Below are 15,657 nucleotides of genomic sequence, written 5' to 3' on the forward strand. Positions count from 1 at the left end.
CATCCCATGCGTCTGCTCATGCTCGCCAATCCGGGTGCCAACCGGGTGTACGCCGCCCACGCCATGACCCTGGCCGCCGCCGAACTGGCGGTCTGCGCCCCCGGCGCCCGGGAGGTGGCCCCGCGGTCCCTGGCCGGGGTCACCTACCTGGGGTTCGAGACCGACGCGCTGGAGGGCCCGGCGCCGGAACGTACGGAGGCGCTACGGCTGATCGGGCGCCAGTCGACGTTCCTGGCACTGTTCGAGGAGTTGCCGGACGGCCTGCTGCGGCCGATCGAGGTCGCCGACCCGGATCTGTTCGAGGACGACCTGCTGACCATCCCGAAGTACCAGGGCAAGACGAACGAACAGTTCACCCGGTTGCTGCTGAACATCACCCTGGCCGCCGTCCGACGCCCGCTGGACGAGCACTCGACGGTGCTGGACCCGCTCTGCGGACGCGGCACGACCCTCACCACCGCGTGGACGGCCGGGCTCAATGCCGCCGGGGTGGAGGTCGAGGAGAAGGCCGTCGAGCAGCTCTCGGCCTTCCTCAAGACCTACCTGCGCCGCAAGCGGCTCAAGCACAAGGCCGACCTGGTCCCGGTCCGGCGCGAGGGCAAGAGCCTGGGCCGCAAGTTCGAGGCGACCGTCCACCTCGCCGACCGGGACCTGACGATGGGGGTGTTCACCGGCGACACCCGGGCGTCGGCGAAGCTGTGGGGCAAGCGCCGCTTCGACGCGGTGGTCACCGACGCCCCGTACGGTGTCGTCCACGGCTCCCGCTCCGATGTGGTCGGGACCACCGGGAAGCGCGACCGGTCCCCCGCGGGCCTGCTGAAGGGCTCGATCGGGGTCTGGGCCCACCAGCTCAAGGACGGCGGCGCCCTGGGCCTGGCCTGGAACACCCATGGACTGGACCGCGCCGACCTGGTCGCCATGGTCGGGGACGCCGGCCTGGTGGTGCTGGACGAGGGGCCCTGGCGCGACTTCGAGCACCGGGTGGACGCCTCCATCCAGCGCGACGTGCTGGTCGCGGTGAAGCCCCTCACCGACCCGCTCGGGTGAGCCGGGCACCCCGGAGACGCCCGGTCGGGTGAGCCGGGCACCCCGGAGACGCCCCGTCGGGTGAGCCGGGCGCCGTGGCGATGCCCGCCCAGTAGGCTGGCCCGCATGGAGAAGCGCTCCGCCGCGGCCCCCGCCGCACACGTCCTCTACCTCCTGCGACACGCGAAGGCCGAGGTGCTCCGGGCCGGCGAGACCGACGACCGGCGCGAGCTGACCGCCCGCGGCCATCGGCAGGCGCACGCGGTCGGCCGCTGGCTGGCCCGGCGCGGCGATCCGATCGACCTGGCACTGTGCTCCGAGGCGGTCCGCACCCGGCAGACCCTGGAGGATCTCGGGCTGGACGCACCGACCAGCCACCTGTGGGAGCTCTACAACTCCGGCGCCGACCACATCCTCTCCGAGCTGCGTACGGTCGACGAGGGCGTCCGTACGCTCCTCGTGGTCGGCCATGCCCCGGGCATCCCGGCCCTCGCCGGGGACCTGATCGAGCCCGCGGAGTCCGACCATGCGGCGAAGGGCACCATCGCCGAGCGGTTCCCGCCCGCCACGATCGTCCGACTGGAGTTCGACGGCACCTGGCACGATCTGGACCGGGCCCGGCTGACCCACGCCCGGGTGGACTGACCCCCCGGGGCCGACACCCTCTCCCGCGCCGGGGCGTCCTCCCAGCTCAGGCCCTCCCCGCCCCGGCGCCTCATCCCGGCACAGCGGCGTGCCGTCCTGCACCTCCACTCTTATTGAATGTTGAACTAAAAGCTAGGCTGGGGACATGCCCGCTCGCATGCCCGCCATCTTCCTCAGCCACGGCGCCCCGCCGCTCGCCGATGACCCCGTCTGGCCGCACCAGCTGAACGCCTGGGCGCGCAAGCTGCCCCACCCCGAGGCGATCCTGATGATCTCCGCCCACTGGGAGCAGGCACCGGTCACGGTGTCCTCGACGGTCGGCGCGCCCCTGGTGCACGACTTCTGGGGCTTTCCGGAGAAGTACTCCACGGTGACGTACGACGCGCCCACCGCCCCGGACCTGGCGCGGACCGTCAGCGGCCTGCTCGACGCCACCACCGAGGTGCAGGCGGACCAGACCCGCGGCCTCGACCACGGGGCGTACGTCCCGCTGGTGGAGATGTACCCGCAGGCCGACGTCCCGGTGCTGCAGCTCTCGCTGCCCACCCTCGACCCGCGCCGGCTCTTCGCCCTCGGCAGACAGCTGGCGCCGCTGCGCGACCAGGGCGTGCTCATCGTCGGCTCCGGCTTCACCACGCACAACCTGCGGGCGCTGACGCCGTACGTCGACGCCCCGCCGCTGCCGCAACTGGCCGAGTTCGACGCCTGGGCCGCCGACGCGGTGACCCACGGCGACGTGGACGCGGTCCTCGACTTCGCGACGCAGGCCCCCGAGGCCCGGATCGCCCACCCCCGCACCGAGCACTGGGCCCCGATCCACGCCATCCTCGGCGCGGTGAGCGACACCGGCGACGAGCAGGGCGCCACCGAGATCGAGGGCACCTGGCTCGGCCTGTCGAAAAGATCCTGGACCTTCGGCTGACACTGCCGGCGAGCCCGGACCTCGGCTGATACCGCCGGCGAGCCCGGACCTCGGCCGGCGGCGTCAGTCGCTGTACTGCCGGTTGCGCCAGGCCCGCCAGTGGATCTCCTGGGCGTGCTGGTAGTAGTCCAGCAGTCGCTCGGTGGCGGCCCGCCAGCCCCACTTCTCGGTCTCGGCGCGTCCCGCTGCGGCGAACCGGTGCCGCAGCTCGGGGTCGTTCACCAGCAGCATCACCTGGTCGGCGAGCTCCTGGGCGTCGCCGGGACTGAACAGGAAGCCGTTCTCCCCGTCGGCGATGACGTCGGGGATGCCGCCGGCCCGGGCCCCGACCACCGGGACCCCGCTGGCCATCGACTCCAGCGCCACCAGCCCGAGCGTCTCGGTGGTGGACGGGAAAGCGAACACGTCGGCCGAGGCGTACGCCGCCGCCAGGTCCTCCCCGCTCATGTAGCCGGTGAAGACGGTGGGGGTGCCGGCGAAGTCCTGCTCCAGCTGGGCACGCGCCGGGCCCGACCCGACAATCGCCAGGCGCACCCCGGGCATCCGGTCGAGGGCCCGGCGCAGCACCTCGAGCTTCTTCTCCGGGGCGATCCGCCCCACGTACACCACCAGCGGCTGCTCCGGATGGCCGTCGGTCAGCCGGGCCCGCATCGCGGCGCTGCGCTTGTCCGGGTGGTACATCACCGTGTCGACGGCCTTCGGCCACAGCTTGACCCGCCGGATCCCGATCGCCCGGGCCGCATCGACCATCTGCGGGGAAGTGCACAGGTTCATATCGGCCAGGTTGTGCAGCCCGCCGATGTAGCGCTTGGCGAAGTTCTGCAGGAAGCCGAGATCCATCGCCTCGGTGTACTTCGGCAGGTCGGTGTGGAACGACGCCAGCAGCGGGATGTTGCGTCGCTTGCCGGAGAGCACCCCGTACGCCGCCAGCGCCACCGGGTTGACGGCGTGCACGACGTCGGGGGTGAACTCCTCCAGGGTCCGGGCGATCCGCGGGGTCGGCAGGCCGACATGGATCTCCGGGTACCACGGACGCAGTTGCGCCGACCGGACCCGCACCACCGGGTAGCCGCAGAACTCCTCCAGGTCCGACCCGGGGGAGAAGATCACGACCTCCTGGCCGAGGTCGCTCAGCTGCTCGATCGTCCGGACCAGCCGGGTGACGACGCCGTCGATCTTCGGCAGGAAGACCTCGGTGAAGATGGCGATGCGCACAGTGGTGGAGCAGCTGGATCAGGCCCGGACGCCGGCCTCCCGGCTGTCCGGCAGGTCCGCCTCGTAGCCCTCCGGAACGCCGGCCCGCTGCTCCTTGGTCCACAGCGAACGGGCCGGGATCTTGGACGTGTCACAGCGGTCGCCGTAGCGGCGGGCGATCTCGGTGACCTCCATCATCAGCCCGTCGTCGAGGGTGATCGGCTGCCAGCCGTACGACAGGAAGGTGTCGTGTGCGACACGCAGTTCGTTCTCCTGGTCCTCCTTGCGGGGGTCCGGGACCAGTGCCAGCTCGGCGCCGGTCATCGCGGCCACCTTCGCCGCCAGGTCCCGCACCCGCAGCGTCTCCGCCTGCTGGTTGAGGATCTTCACCCGCTCGCCGCGGGCCGGCGGGTTGTCCAGCGCCATCGCGACGCACTTGGTGGTGTCGACGATGTGGATGAACGCGCGGGTCTGGCCACCGGTGCCGTGCACCGTCAGCGGGTAGCCGACCGCGGCCTGCATCAGGAAGCGGTTGAGCACGGTGCCGTAGTCACCGTCGTAGTCGAAGCGGTTGACCAGACGCTCGTCGCGCTTGGTCTCGGGGGTGTTGGTGCCCCAGACGATGCCCTGGTGCAGGTCGGTGACCCGGAGCCGGTCGTTCTTCACGTAGTAGGCGAAGAGCAGCTGGTCGAGGGTCTTGGTCATGTGGTAGACCGAGCCCGGATTCGTCGGGTAGAGGATCTGCTGCTTGACCGGCTCGCCGCCGTCCTGGCGCGGGATCTCGATGTCCAGGTAGCCCTCGGGGATCTCCATCCCGGCGGTGCCGTAGCCGTACACACCCATCGTGCCGAGGTGGACGATGTGGATGTCCAGCCCGGACTCCACCACCGCGGCGAGCAGGTTGTGGGTGGCGTTCACGTTGTTGTCGACCGTGTAGCGCTTGTGCCCGGAGTCCTTCATGGAGTACGGGGCGGAACGCTGCTCGGCGAAGTGCACCACCGCGTCGGGCCGCTCGAGCTCGAGCAGGGTCAGCAGGCCGTCGTAGTCCTGGGCCAGGTCGACGTCGCGGAACCGGACCTCCTTGCCCGACACCTCACGCCAGGCCGCCAGTCGGTCCTCGACCGAGGCGATCGGGGTGAGCGACTCGGCCCCCAGCTCCTGGTCGATCGCGCGGCGGGACAGGTTGTCGACGATGACGACCTCATCGCCCCTGTCGGACAGGTGCAGTGCGGTCGGCCAGCCACAGAAACCGTCGCCGCCGAGGACCAGAACTTTCACAACGCCTCCAGGTGTACGCCGGCCACGGATCCACCGGCTGCTCGCCCCACGATAACCCACGGCCCCCGTCGTTCCGCGCCGTCGTGGCCCGCACGGGCCGCCACCTTGCGTGACAGGATGAGGGGTACACCGGACGCCACGAAGGAAGAAGAAGCAGACGATGGCAGAACTCAAGGACCGACTGCGCGCGGACATGAAGGTCGCCATGAAGGCCCATGACCAGCAGCGGCTGGGCACGATCCGGATGGCCCTGGCCGCGATCGGCAACGCCGAGGTGGAGGGCACCGCCCACGACCTGACCGCCGAGGAGGAGCAGAAGCTGATCGTCAAGGAGGTGCGCCAGCGCCGCGACTCCGCCGAGACGTACGGCCGGGCCGGCCGTCAGGACCTGGTCGACAAGGAGACCGCCGAGGCCGAGATCCTCCAGGCCTACCTCCCCCGGCCGCTGACCGCCGAGGAGGTCGGGGCGCTGATCGACGCCGAGTTCGCCGCCATCGAGGCGGAGACCGGGACCGCGCCGACGATGAAGCAGATGGGCGCCATCATGAAGGCGGTCAACGCGAGGATCGCCGGCCGCTTCGACGGTGGCGCCGTCGCCGGCATGGTGAAGGGCCGACTGCAGGCCTGACACCCCACGCGTGACGTATCTCACAGAACCCCGGCGGATCCACGTTCCGCCGGGGTTCTGCCGTCCCCGGCGGGACGCCGCGACGTTACCCGTTCGTGATCTGGGCTTTATCTTTCCGTGATCATTGCTTAGTGTCGTGGACGTCCGCACGACCCCCATCCGGATCTCCGGGAGGAACATGACCAGCAAGACCATGACTCGTACCCTCGGCGCCCTGGTCGGGCTGTCCGCGCTCGCCATCAGCGTGCCGGCCGCCTCCGCCCACGCCCAGACGCCGTCCCGGTCGACCGCCGCGGTCAGCACGGCATCCACCACGAAGGCGTCCGGCGGCACATCGTCCTCGAGCGCGACCGGGAGGACCGTACGCGTCGCGTACACGACCGCGAACCTCAACGTCCGCACCGGTGCCTCGATCGACTCCACCCGGCTCACCACCCTGCCCAAGGGCACGAAGGTCACGCTGACCGGGGCGACGACCGAGCACTGGACGCAGATCAACTACCAGGGCAAGCACCGCTGGGTGTACACCCACTACCTGACCCAGCCGACCACCACGACAGTGGCGCCGACCTCCTCGAGCACCTCGAAGCAGGCGGCGACGTCCTCGCACCGGTCCGGCACCAAGGCGACGACCACGTCGCACACCAAGGCCTCGACCACGTCGACGAAGCGGACCTCGTCCGCCACGACCTCCGCCGCCGGCTCCACCGTGTGGGACCGGATCGCCCAGTGCGAGTCCGGCGGCAACTGGTCCATCAACACCGGCAACGGCTTCTCCGGTGGCCTGCAGTTCACCCCGTCGACCTGGGCAGCGTACGGCGGCACCGGCTCGGCGAGCAACGCGAGCCGCGAGCAGCAGATCGCCGTGGCCCAGCGCGTCCAGGCCGCCCAGGGCTGGGGTGCCTGGCCGGTGTGTTCGGCCAAGGCCGGCGTGTAGCTGATCGGCTCCGCGCTCACCGCACGGATTCCCGTACGCCATCCGGCCACCACGGTCGCCGGATCCTGCCGGGTGACGACTGTGCTTGGTGACGACACCACGCCGGGTGGCCCCCGTACCGGGGTGACGACACCACGCCGGGTGACCCCCGTACCGGGGGACCGGCATGCCAGGAGGCCCGCCCCCATTCCGGGAGCGGGCCTCCTTGGTCTTCCTGGCCTCTGCGGGCGTACCGTCTTGCCGGCGTACCGTCGTTACGAGTGGACTGTCATGACGGGAGCGCCCTCGCAACGGGAGCACCGCCACGCACGGGCGCACCGTCAGAGACGGCCCACGTAGACCTGCCCGGGCGGGGTGGGGCCGAGCAGGTCCGAGACCGTGACCAGGGCGTAACCGCGCGCCTTGAGGTTGGAGATGATGGTGGGAACCGCGTCCACCGTGGTCGGGTACAGATCGTGCATCAGGACGATCCCTCCCGGCTGTGCGCGCGAGGTCGCATTGTCGATGACCGCCGAGGTGACCTGGACGGACCAGTCGGAGGTCTCGACATTCCAGAGGATGACCGACATGCCCTGCTGTCCGGCGGCCGAGGTCACGGTGGCGTTGTACGACCCGTAGGGCGGCCTCATCAGTTTCGGTCGTACGCCGACGATGGACTCGATCGCATTCGACGTCTGCGACAGCTCGGAGGCGACCTCGGCGGGTCCGAGGGTGGCGAGGTCCGGGTGGTCCCAGCTGTGGTTCATGATCTCGTTGCCGTTGGCGAAGGACCGTTGTGTGGTCGCCGGGAAGTTGACGACGTTCTGCCCGACGACGAAGAAGGTCGCCTGCACGTTGTTCGCATCCAGCAGGTCGACGAGCCGGCTGGTGTGCTGGCTGGGACCGTCATCGAAGGTGAGGACCATGCACTTCAGTCGGGAGCAGTCGATGATGCCGATGTCGTTGCGCCACTTGATGGTGCCGTTCTCGAAGCTCTGCCGGCACAGGGTCCCGCCGCCGCTGCCGGTCCGGCATTGTTCGTCGGAGGTCGGGTAGCCGTAGCGCCCGGTCTCCCAGCTGTTCCGGCCCCACTCACCGCTGATGGCGCCGACGATCCAATGCGCGTCGGTCTTGGGTGACCAGTACATCAGGCCACCTTGGAAGTGCGCCCCACAGCCACTGCGCACCAGACCGCAGTACTGATCCGACGTCGGATACCCCAGGAAACTGTCCTCGCCCCCTGCGCTCTCCCACTTCGCCCGGATCGCACCTCCCACCCAATGAGCATCCGAGGCCGGCGACCAGAACATCGCCCCGTTCTCGAAGTCCTGCCGGCATCCGCCCCGGCCCAGCCCGCACCATTCGTCACTCACCGGATAGCCCAAGGGGCCCGTCTCCCAACGGTTGCGTCCCCAGGCTCCGCCGATGCCGCCCACGATCCAGTGGGCGCCGGTCGACGGCGACCAGTACACCAGGCCACCCTGGAAGTGCGCCCCACAGCCACTGCGCACCAGACCGCAGTACTGATCCGACGTCGGATACCCCAGGAAACTGTCCTCGCCCCCTGCGCTCTCCCACTTCGTCCGGATCGCACCTCCCACCCAATGAGCATCCGAGGCCGGCGACCAGAACATCGCCCCGTTCTCGAAGTCCTGCCGGCATCCGCCCCGGCCCAGCCCGCAGCTCTCGTCGGTCACCGGATAGCCGAGCGGGCCCGCCTCCCAGCGATTGCGCCCCCACGCGTTGAGGATCCCGCCCCGGGCCCAGTGGGCGCCGGTCGCCGGTGACCAGTAGATCGTGGCCGACTGGTACGTCTGCAGGCAGCCGTCGTTCACCAGGCCACATTTCACCGTCGACACCGCGGAGCCGACGAAGTCGGCGTCACTGGCGGCTTTGGCGGCGATGGCCTCGGGCCCGGTCGTTGCCGCCGTGACGGCGGGCGACGGCGGAGCCGCGAGGGCGGGCGACGGGGCACGAGCAGCACCCGACGTCGGCGGCACCGCCGGCGTGGAGGCCGCCGGCCCCGGCGCCGTGGTGGTCGGCGCGGTGGTGGCCGGGGCCTTGGTGGCCGGCGCCTTCACGGTGGGGGCCGTCGTGGTGGGGGCCGCGGCGGGCGCAGGAGCCGGGGTCGCCGCACCGGTCGCGGGGGCGGTCGTCACGGTCGGCTCCGGTGATGCCGGAGCGCCGTACGCAACCGGATACTCCCCCAGCGGCAACGACATTCCCAGGAACAAGGCTGCTGCCAGGACTCCCGGCCGACGACGTCCAGCCTTCATGGCATCTGCCCCCCTCGTGGCCCCAGGGCTGTCGGGTTCCCCTACATCGCTGCTCCCTGGTTGAGCACAAGGCTAGGGCAGCCCGGCCCGGCTCACAGGCGATCGGGGAAGACCGCGAATCGCGGAATGCACCCGGCACGGAACGTGGCGGCGCGGCAGCGGCTGACATGGACGTGGCCGGCGCAAAATGCGGCTGACATGAAACGTGGCCGACTGGCGCGGAACGTGGCCGGCCGGCGCGGCAGCGGCTGCTGGGATGCCTCAGGGGCGCCACCTACCGGTACCAAGGGAGCCACCTACCGGAATCGAACCGGTGACCTACGCTTTACGAGAGCGTCGCTCTACCTACTGAGCTAAGGTGGCCGACCACCGAGGGCCAAGCCCGGGCGGACAAGCGACAACTATAGCGGCCACCGCGACGGAGCTCCAATCGAGGCCCATCGGCCCCCGACCGCGTGGTCCGGATGTGCCAGGCTCGTACGGACCGGGCCCCCACACGCCGGACTCGTACGTGTCGGTCCGTGTGTCGGTCTGTACCTGTCGGTACCGTGTCGGGCCCGTACGCGCGGGTTCAGTCCTTGGGCCGCGACTCGTACGCGCGTCGGGCCGGGCAGACGTCGGCCTGGGGGCAGCGGGTCACCTCACCGGTGCCGTCGACCCGGACGACCACGGAGTCCGACGGAACGGAGTGTGCGATCACACGGCCCTCACCCTCGGGGGTGCGGACCCGGGAACCGACCTTCGGGGCCTTCCTGATGAAGTCCTGGTAGAGCGGGTGCTCGTACTTGAGGCAGCACATCAGCCGCCCACAGGCACCCTGCACCCGCAGCGGGTTCGAGGGGAGGTCCTGGTCCTTGGCGAGGCGCATCCCGATCGGTTCGAAACGGCTGAGATGGGTGGAGCAGCACAGGTCTCGCCCACAGCTGCCGATCCCACCGGTCACCCGGGTCGCGTCCCGGGCTCCGATCTGACGCAGGTCGATCCGCGCCTGGAGGGTCTTGGCCAGGTCACGGACGAGCTGGCGGAAATCGACCCGGTGGGGGGCGGTGAAATAGACGATGACCTCGCGGTCGAACTCCGCGGACCGGTCCAGGTAGTCCAGCCCGACCACCTTCATCGGCAGCTCGTGCATCCGGACCAACCGGTTCACCACAAGCCGGGCCTGGGCCCGGAACCGGCGGTTGGCCTTGTCCCGGGCCAGGTCCGCCTCGGTCGCCAGGCCCTGGCAGACCGGCAACTCACCGAAGTCGGCCTGGACGACCCCCTCCGGGGCCCAGACGCACTGGGCCACCTCCGGGCCTTCGTCGGTGGGGACCATGACGTGGTCCCCCACGGACACTCGATGCCCGGCCGGGTCCACGTAGTGGAGCTGACCATGCTTCTCGAACGTGACCGCCATCACCTGTTGCACGGAGCAAGCCTAGACGGTCCGGGGAGGCCCCGGTCGTGGCCTTGGCGCTGGTTCGTGGCCTTGGCACTGGTTCGTGGCCTTGGCGCTGGTTCGTGGCCTTGGCGCTGGTTCGTGGCCTTGGGCCGTGCCGCAGGCGGTGGCTTCCATCCTGCCCCGGCCCAAGGCGTTGGCCCGGGCCCCTGGGCCAAACGCGACCGTAGATGTGCATTCGCGTCTGGAAATCCGGTCGCGAACGCTATCTGGCGCAGCGTCTGTATCTGGCGCAGCGTCTGTATCTGGCGCTGCGTCTGAGCGGGCGCCAGCCGTCACAGGACAACCGTCACAGCGACTGCGGCCTCCCCACGCCCCGGGGCACCCCCCTGACCCATCAGCCCGCCTCCTAAGCATCGTCCGGGTCACCCCACGCCCCGGGGCACCCCACGTCCCGGGAGCAGGCCCAGTCCTGGGACACAGCTCCGGCGCCCGGGTCAGATCAGTTCGGCGTTGTGCTTGTCCGCCTTGCGCTGCAGCCGGCCCTTGCGGACGGCGGCGTCGATGCCCCAGCTGCCGCCGCCGGACAGCAGCAGGAAGCATCCCAGCACCGCCAGCAGCAGTTCGGTCTCGCCGTGGAAGCCGGCCACTCCCGCCTCGAACGGACTCTTCCACCAGTAGACGAAGACCAGTGCACCGGCGCCGATCAGCAGCGTACCCAGACCTGCGACGCGGGTGGCCAGGCCGAACACCAACGCCACCGCGATGAGGACCGAGGCGGCCGAGGTGACCCAGGCGAAGATCTCCGGGTACGGCAGCGCGGTGCCGGCGAACAGCGCGATCGTGCCAGGGATGTCCATCAGCTGCTGGGCGCCGCGGATGCCCAGGACGGCGGCCACCGCCAGCCGCAGCAGAAACACCCCGGCGGCGACCGGGAAGCGGTCGGTGGTCCGGGCGAGCTTCGTCGACGGCGGGTCCGCGACGACAGCCGGGGTCGGCTGCGGACGACGCTTGCCGAGAGCGCGATCGCGGTCGGCGCGGCGTTCGGCGAGCAGTGCGGCCCGGTCGGTGTCCTCCTCGGGCTCCTGCCCCCACGGCGCCGCAGCCGCCATCGGGACGGTCGGGCCGGGAGCCGGCGCCGGGGGCGTGACCGGGGACGCCGGCATCGGCCGTACGGCCGGTCGCGGCCCCACGAGCGGCACGGTCGACGGCGAGGCCGCCGGGGTCGCGGGCGAGGCGGCCCGGGGCGCCGGGGAAGCAACCGGGGTCTCCTCCGCCATGAGGGGCCCGGCCGAGCTGACCGGGGTCGCGGGGCCGGTCGGGGTGGCCGAGCTGACCGGAGTTGCCGAGCTGACCGGGGTTGCCGGGCTGACCGAGGTCACCGGAGAGGCGGCCGGGGCCGCGGGGCTGATGGGACGGGCGGGCTCCGGTGCAGGGATCGGCGCCTTCTCCAGCGGTCGGGTCGACTCACCGGCGTCCTCGCCGAAGGCGACCGTCCCGGCGTCCGGGCCGGCGGCGGCGATCGTCCCCGGCACGACGGGACGCTCCCGGGGCGTCGGCCGCGAAGCCGGCTCCGCAGTCGGCTCCCGGGTGTCGAGACGCAGGTCCGCACGGGAGAGCCGGGTCACCGTCGGCTCGTTCTCGTCGTCGGTGCCGAACGCCTCGGGACGGTCGACGTCGGCGCCGGCCTCGTCGGCCTCGTCGGCCTCGTCGTGGTCACGAGTAGTCACGGCTCACGTCCTCAGGGTCGGGGGAACATTCGTGGCCATTCTGGTCGCTGAACGGTCCGCAATCCGGTATCCCCGCGGGAGTGTCGCCGCACCGGTCCGGCGCGACCGCGCCCTGTTCAGTCGAGCGGCTCGTCGGCACCGAGGCTGACCAGCATCGATTCCACCGCCAGCTGGGGCGCGACGTTGCCCTCGAGCGCCTCGCGGCAGGCCAGGATCGCGTCGATCCGGGCGATCGTACGGTCCGGGGTGGCCCGGGCCGCCTCCTCGGCGACCGCACCGGCGAGCTCGACGTTGACCAGGTCGGCCCCGGTGCCCAGCTGGACGCTCAGCACGTCGCGGTACCACGTGGTGAGCTCGGTCAGGGCGCGGTCGATCGCGTCGCGCTGGAGCCGCTTCACCCGCAGCCGCTGCTCGTCCTCGAGCTCCTTCAGGGCCGCTGCCGTGTTGCGGGGGCGGGCGCCGCGGGTCCCCACGCCGAGCGCCTGTTCCAGTGCGGCCCGCTCCCGCACCTCGATCTCGGCGGTCTGGTCGCCGGCCTCCGCCGCGGCGGCCTCGACCAGCGTCGTCGCGGCCCGCAGGCAGGCGCCGAGGCTGCCGAGGTGGCTGGGGATGCGGAGCACGTCGCGGCGCCGCTGCCGGGCGGCCTCGTCGCGGGCCAGGTGCCGGGCCCGGCCGATGTGGCCCTGCGCGGCCCGGGCAGCGGCATCGGCGGTGGTCGGATCGATCCCGTCGCGACGCTCCAGCAGGGCGGCGACGTCGCGCACCCGGGGCGTGGCCAGGGTCAGCGCACGGGTGCGCGACCGGATCGTCGGGATGACGTCCTCGGGGGTGGGGGCGCAGAGGATCCACACCGTCGCCGGCGCCGGCTCCTCCACGCTCTTCAACAGCGCGTTGGCACCGGCCTCGGTGATCCGGTCGGCGTCCTCGACGATCATCACCTGCCAGCGCCCGACGGTGGGAGCCATCATCGACCGGCGGGCGTACTCCCGGACCTGGTCGACGCCGATGCTGAGCTTCTCGGTGCTGATCAGGGTCACGTCCGGATGCGCCCCGGACAGCGACGTACGACAGGTACGGCAGACGCCGCAGCCCCCGTCGGGGCACTGCAGGCCAGCGGCGAAGGCGCGAGCGGCGTTGGAGCGGCCCGAGCCGGGCGGGCCGGTGACCAGCCAGGCATGGGTCATCGCGTGGGCGGCACCGACGACGGCGCGGCGCAGCACCTCGATGGCGGCCTGTTGGCCGACGAGATCGGCCCACACCCCCTGGTCCGCCGCCGGAGTGGTGCGGCCGGTGGTCGCGTGCACGGAATCGGTCACGAGGACAGTGTCCCGTGTTGCGCAGACATCCGGGTGAGCAGGGCGTCGACCGCCGCCGCGATCCGGGCGGCGATGTCCTCCCGGTCGTGCCGGGCCGGCAGGACGAGGTAGCGGTCCGGGTCGGCGGCGGCCAGCCCGAGGAACTGCTCCCGCACCCGGCGGTGGAAGTCGTCCCCGGCGCCCTCCAGCCGATCCTTCTCGACGATCCGGCCGACCGCCTCGCCCGGGTCGAGGTCGAGCAGCACGGTGAGGTCGGGATGCAGCCCGGTGGTGGCCCAGTCGGCGAGGCCGGCGACCTCGTCCATGTCGAGCACCCGGCCGGCGCCCTGGTAGGCCAGCATCGAGTCGACGTAGCGGTCGCAGACCACCATCGCCCCGCGGGCGAGGGCGGGCCGGACCACCTCGGCCAGGTGTTGGGCCTTGTCCGCGGCGTAGAGCAGGGCCTCGGCGCGGGGGTCGAGATCACCCGTCGCCGGGTCCAGCAGCAGGTGGCGGATCACCGCCCCGGCTGCGGTGTCGCCCGGCTCGTGGGTCACCACGACCTCGTACCCGTGGTCGGTCAGGTGGCGGGCCAACAGGCCGCCCTGGGTGGTCTTGCCGACCCCGTCGCCCCCTTCGAGGACGAGGAACAGACCGCGGGCCTCACTCATCGGCGGTCCCGCCCCCGTCGGTCCCGGCCGGCGATGTGCCGGGCTCAGGGTTGTCCTCGGCTGTACCGGTCGCGGGTGCGTCCTCGGCTGTACCGGTCCCGGGCGTGCCCTCGGCTGCACCGGGTTCAGATGCGCCGGGCTCGGACATGTTCGCCTCGGCCGCACCGGGCTCGGACGTACGCGCCTCCGCCGCACCGGGCCCGGACATGTCGACGTCGCCCGCACCGAGGCGGTCCAACAGCTCGGCGCCGGCACGCCGGAGCTTGCGGCCGGCCTTGTGCCAGTGCTCGACGAACCCGGTCCGGGCAGCCGTACGGCTCTCGGCCAGATCGGCGTACTGCCGGCCGATGCCGAAGGCCTGCTCGACGGAGGCGCCCTCCAGGGAGGCGCGCAGCGCCTCGAGCTCCTCGTTGTCGCAGCCGACCAGTTCGTCGTAGAGGTCACGGGCCCGGTCGCGCAGCTTCCTGGCCTGCTTGGGGGCCAGCAACGAGGCCACCTCGGCGGTGGAGACGAGCCGGTCCGCGGCGAGGGCCGCGGCGTGCCAGCCGGAGTCGTCCGCGACCTGGGGCGCCGCCTCGCCGGTGGCCAGCATCACGCGAGTGGCGCCGGCGACCATCTCGGCGATCTCCTCGCGCGCCGGTCGACGACCGATCCCTTCGGCGAGGGTGGGCCGGCCCAGGGCGCTGGTCCACTCGAAGATCCCCAAATAGTCGTCGCCGTTGAGCAGCTCCTGCTGGTCCTCGCCGAAGGCACCGTCGAGCCGGTCCGCCGCGGCCCCCAGAGCGGCCACCAGGTCGTCCAGGTCCCCGGCCGGCAGCACCGGGGCGAGCACCGGCAGCTCGGCGGCGAAGGCCCGCAGGCCGCGGACCAGCGGCTGCACCTTGCGGGTGCGCCCGGACCGTACGTTCAGATCGGCCAGCAGCACCTGACGGGTGCCCTGGGCGACGAACCGCGCGACGATGTCCGCCATCGAGGCGTCGGCACCGACGGCTCCCTCGGCGGCGAGGTCGACCGGCCCGACGGCCGCGGGGTCCTCACCGGCCACCTCCTCGATCAGCACCCGGAGCCGGTCGGGCAGGCAGAGGTGGCGGTCCACCCGCACCGCCCCGACACCGTGCAGGGCCTCGTCGAGCCAGTCGACCTGTTCGCGCGACATCGAGCCGGTGTCGATGTCGACCTCCCGGTAGCGGGTGACCAGGGTGCCGTCGCGCCGTACGGCGAACACGTCGTCGATCAGCGATCCGACCGGTTCCCGTTCGGCGGTCCGGATCAGGTAGGTGGTCCGGGTGCGGTGCTGGGTGCCGACCGGCACCAGCCCGGCGTGTCGCAGGAACGGTGCGAGCAGGGTGCGGATCCGCTCCGGCACCTCCCCGGAGGTCATCGCCTCGACGTACTCGGCGGACAGCTGGGGGGCCCAGCCGGGGGCGGCCATCAGCCACTCCCCCACCCCGTCGGTCGCGCGGTGGGCCAGCACGATGCCGGCCCGCAGCAGCCGCCGATCCGCCGTGTCGAGCACGGTGAGGTCGCAGACGGCGGGCCTGGGGCTGACCAGCGCAGGGTTGCCCAGATCGACATCGGGGTTCGCGAAGCGCGGCGCGGCGGCCAGGTCACGCATCTCGTAGCGACGCACGGTGCTGCCTTTCAGGCTCGGACGGGATCGTTCATTATTGCACCGCCCGGGGGCCGCCCCGGGGA

Annotated in this window: 13 protein-coding genes and 1 tRNA gene; 5 read left to right on the forward strand and 9 right to left on the reverse strand. The window is 71.8% G+C overall.

Annotated features, from left to right (window positions below; all coding sequences use genetic code 11):
* Positions 1 to 6: 6 nt before the first annotated feature.
* The 3 genes from VB059_RS03615 (at position 7) to VB059_RS03625 (ending at position 2,593) form a co-directional block, all read left to right on the forward strand.
* Positions 7 to 1,047, forward strand: a complete 1,041-nt coding sequence (locus tag VB059_RS03615; protein WP_323420663.1) for a site-specific DNA-methyltransferase — start codon at positions 7 to 9, stop codon at positions 1,045 to 1,047.
* 105 nt (positions 1,048 to 1,152) lie between these two features.
* Positions 1,153 to 1,671 (forward strand): SixA phosphatase family protein, encoded by a 519-nt coding sequence (locus tag VB059_RS03620; protein WP_323420664.1) that lies wholly within the window; start codon positions 1,153 to 1,155, stop codon positions 1,669 to 1,671.
* 145 nt (positions 1,672 to 1,816) lie between these two features.
* Entirely contained in the window at positions 1,817 to 2,593 is a 777-nt protein-coding gene (locus tag VB059_RS03625; RefSeq protein WP_323420665.1) for a class III extradiol ring-cleavage dioxygenase, read from the forward strand.
* A gap of 63 nt (positions 2,594 to 2,656) precedes the next feature.
* On the opposite strand, the gene VB059_RS03630 is transcribed toward VB059_RS03625, so the two are convergent.
* Both VB059_RS03630 and VB059_RS03635 read right to left on the reverse strand, forming a co-directional pair.
* Positions 2,657 to 3,808, reverse strand: coding sequence for a glycosyltransferase (locus tag VB059_RS03630; RefSeq protein ID WP_323420666.1), 1,152 nt, complete (start codon positions 3,806 to 3,808; stop codon positions 2,657 to 2,659).
* Between the two features lie 18 nt (positions 3,809 to 3,826).
* A complete protein-coding gene (locus VB059_RS03635; RefSeq protein ID WP_323420667.1) occupies positions 3,827 to 5,065 on the reverse strand; it encodes an NAD-dependent epimerase/dehydratase family protein in 1,239 nt (412 codons plus the stop codon).
* A 160-nt stretch (positions 5,066 to 5,225) separates the two neighbouring features.
* On the opposite strand from VB059_RS03635, the gene VB059_RS03640 reads away from it, so the two are divergent.
* A complete protein-coding gene (locus VB059_RS03640) occupies positions 5,226 to 5,693 on the forward strand; it encodes a GatB/YqeY domain-containing protein (RefSeq protein ID WP_323420668.1) in 468 nt (155 codons plus the stop codon).
* 178 nt (positions 5,694 to 5,871) lie between these two features.
* Entirely contained in the window at positions 5,872 to 6,630 is a 759-nt protein-coding gene (locus VB059_RS03645; RefSeq protein ID WP_323420669.1) for a transglycosylase family protein, read from the forward strand.
* Positions 6,631 to 6,950: 320 nt separating this feature from the next.
* On the opposite strand, the gene VB059_RS03650 is transcribed toward VB059_RS03645, so the two are convergent.
* The 7 genes from VB059_RS03650 to VB059_RS03680 form a co-directional block, all read right to left on the reverse strand.
* Entirely contained in the window at positions 6,951 to 8,768 is a 1,818-nt protein-coding gene (locus VB059_RS03650; RefSeq protein WP_323420670.1) for a polysaccharide deacetylase family protein, read from the reverse strand.
* Between the two features lie 407 nt (positions 8,769 to 9,175).
* A tRNA-Thr gene (locus VB059_RS03655) sits at positions 9,176 to 9,248 on the reverse strand.
* Positions 9,249 to 9,456: 208 nt separating this feature from the next.
* Positions 9,457 to 10,296 (reverse strand): regulatory iron-sulfur-containing complex subunit RicT, encoded by an 840-nt coding sequence (locus VB059_RS03660; RefSeq protein WP_323420671.1) that lies wholly within the window; start codon positions 10,294 to 10,296, stop codon positions 9,457 to 9,459.
* A 467-nt stretch (positions 10,297 to 10,763) separates the two neighbouring features.
* Positions 10,764 to 11,996 carry a DoxX family protein gene (locus VB059_RS03665; protein WP_323420672.1) on the reverse strand — a complete coding sequence of 411 codons (1,233 nt, stop codon included), beginning with the start codon at positions 11,994 to 11,996 and terminating at the stop codon, positions 10,764 to 10,766.
* A 116-nt stretch (positions 11,997 to 12,112) separates the two neighbouring features.
* The gene (locus VB059_RS03670) at positions 12,113 to 13,312 is read right to left on the reverse strand and encodes a DNA polymerase III subunit delta' (protein WP_323420673.1); all 1,200 of its coding nucleotides are present in this window, start codon (positions 13,310 to 13,312) and stop codon (positions 12,113 to 12,115) included.
* Positions 13,309 to 13,962 (reverse strand): dTMP kinase, encoded by a 654-nt coding sequence (gene tmk, locus VB059_RS03675; RefSeq protein WP_323420674.1) that lies wholly within the window; start codon positions 13,960 to 13,962, stop codon positions 13,309 to 13,311. The genes VB059_RS03670 and tmk overlap by 4 nt, the downstream gene beginning before the upstream one ends.
* Positions 13,955 to 15,592: a hypothetical protein gene (locus VB059_RS03680; protein WP_323420675.1), complete on the reverse strand. Its 1,638-nt coding sequence runs from the start codon at positions 15,590 to 15,592 to the stop codon at positions 13,955 to 13,957. Before VB059_RS03680 ends, tmk begins: the two co-directional genes overlap by 8 nt.
* Between the last annotated feature and the right edge of the window lie 65 nt (positions 15,593 to 15,657).

This window comes from Raineyella sp., from assembly GCF_034933565.1.
GTDB lineage: Bacteria > Actinomycetota > Actinomycetes > Propionibacteriales > Propionibacteriaceae > Raineyella.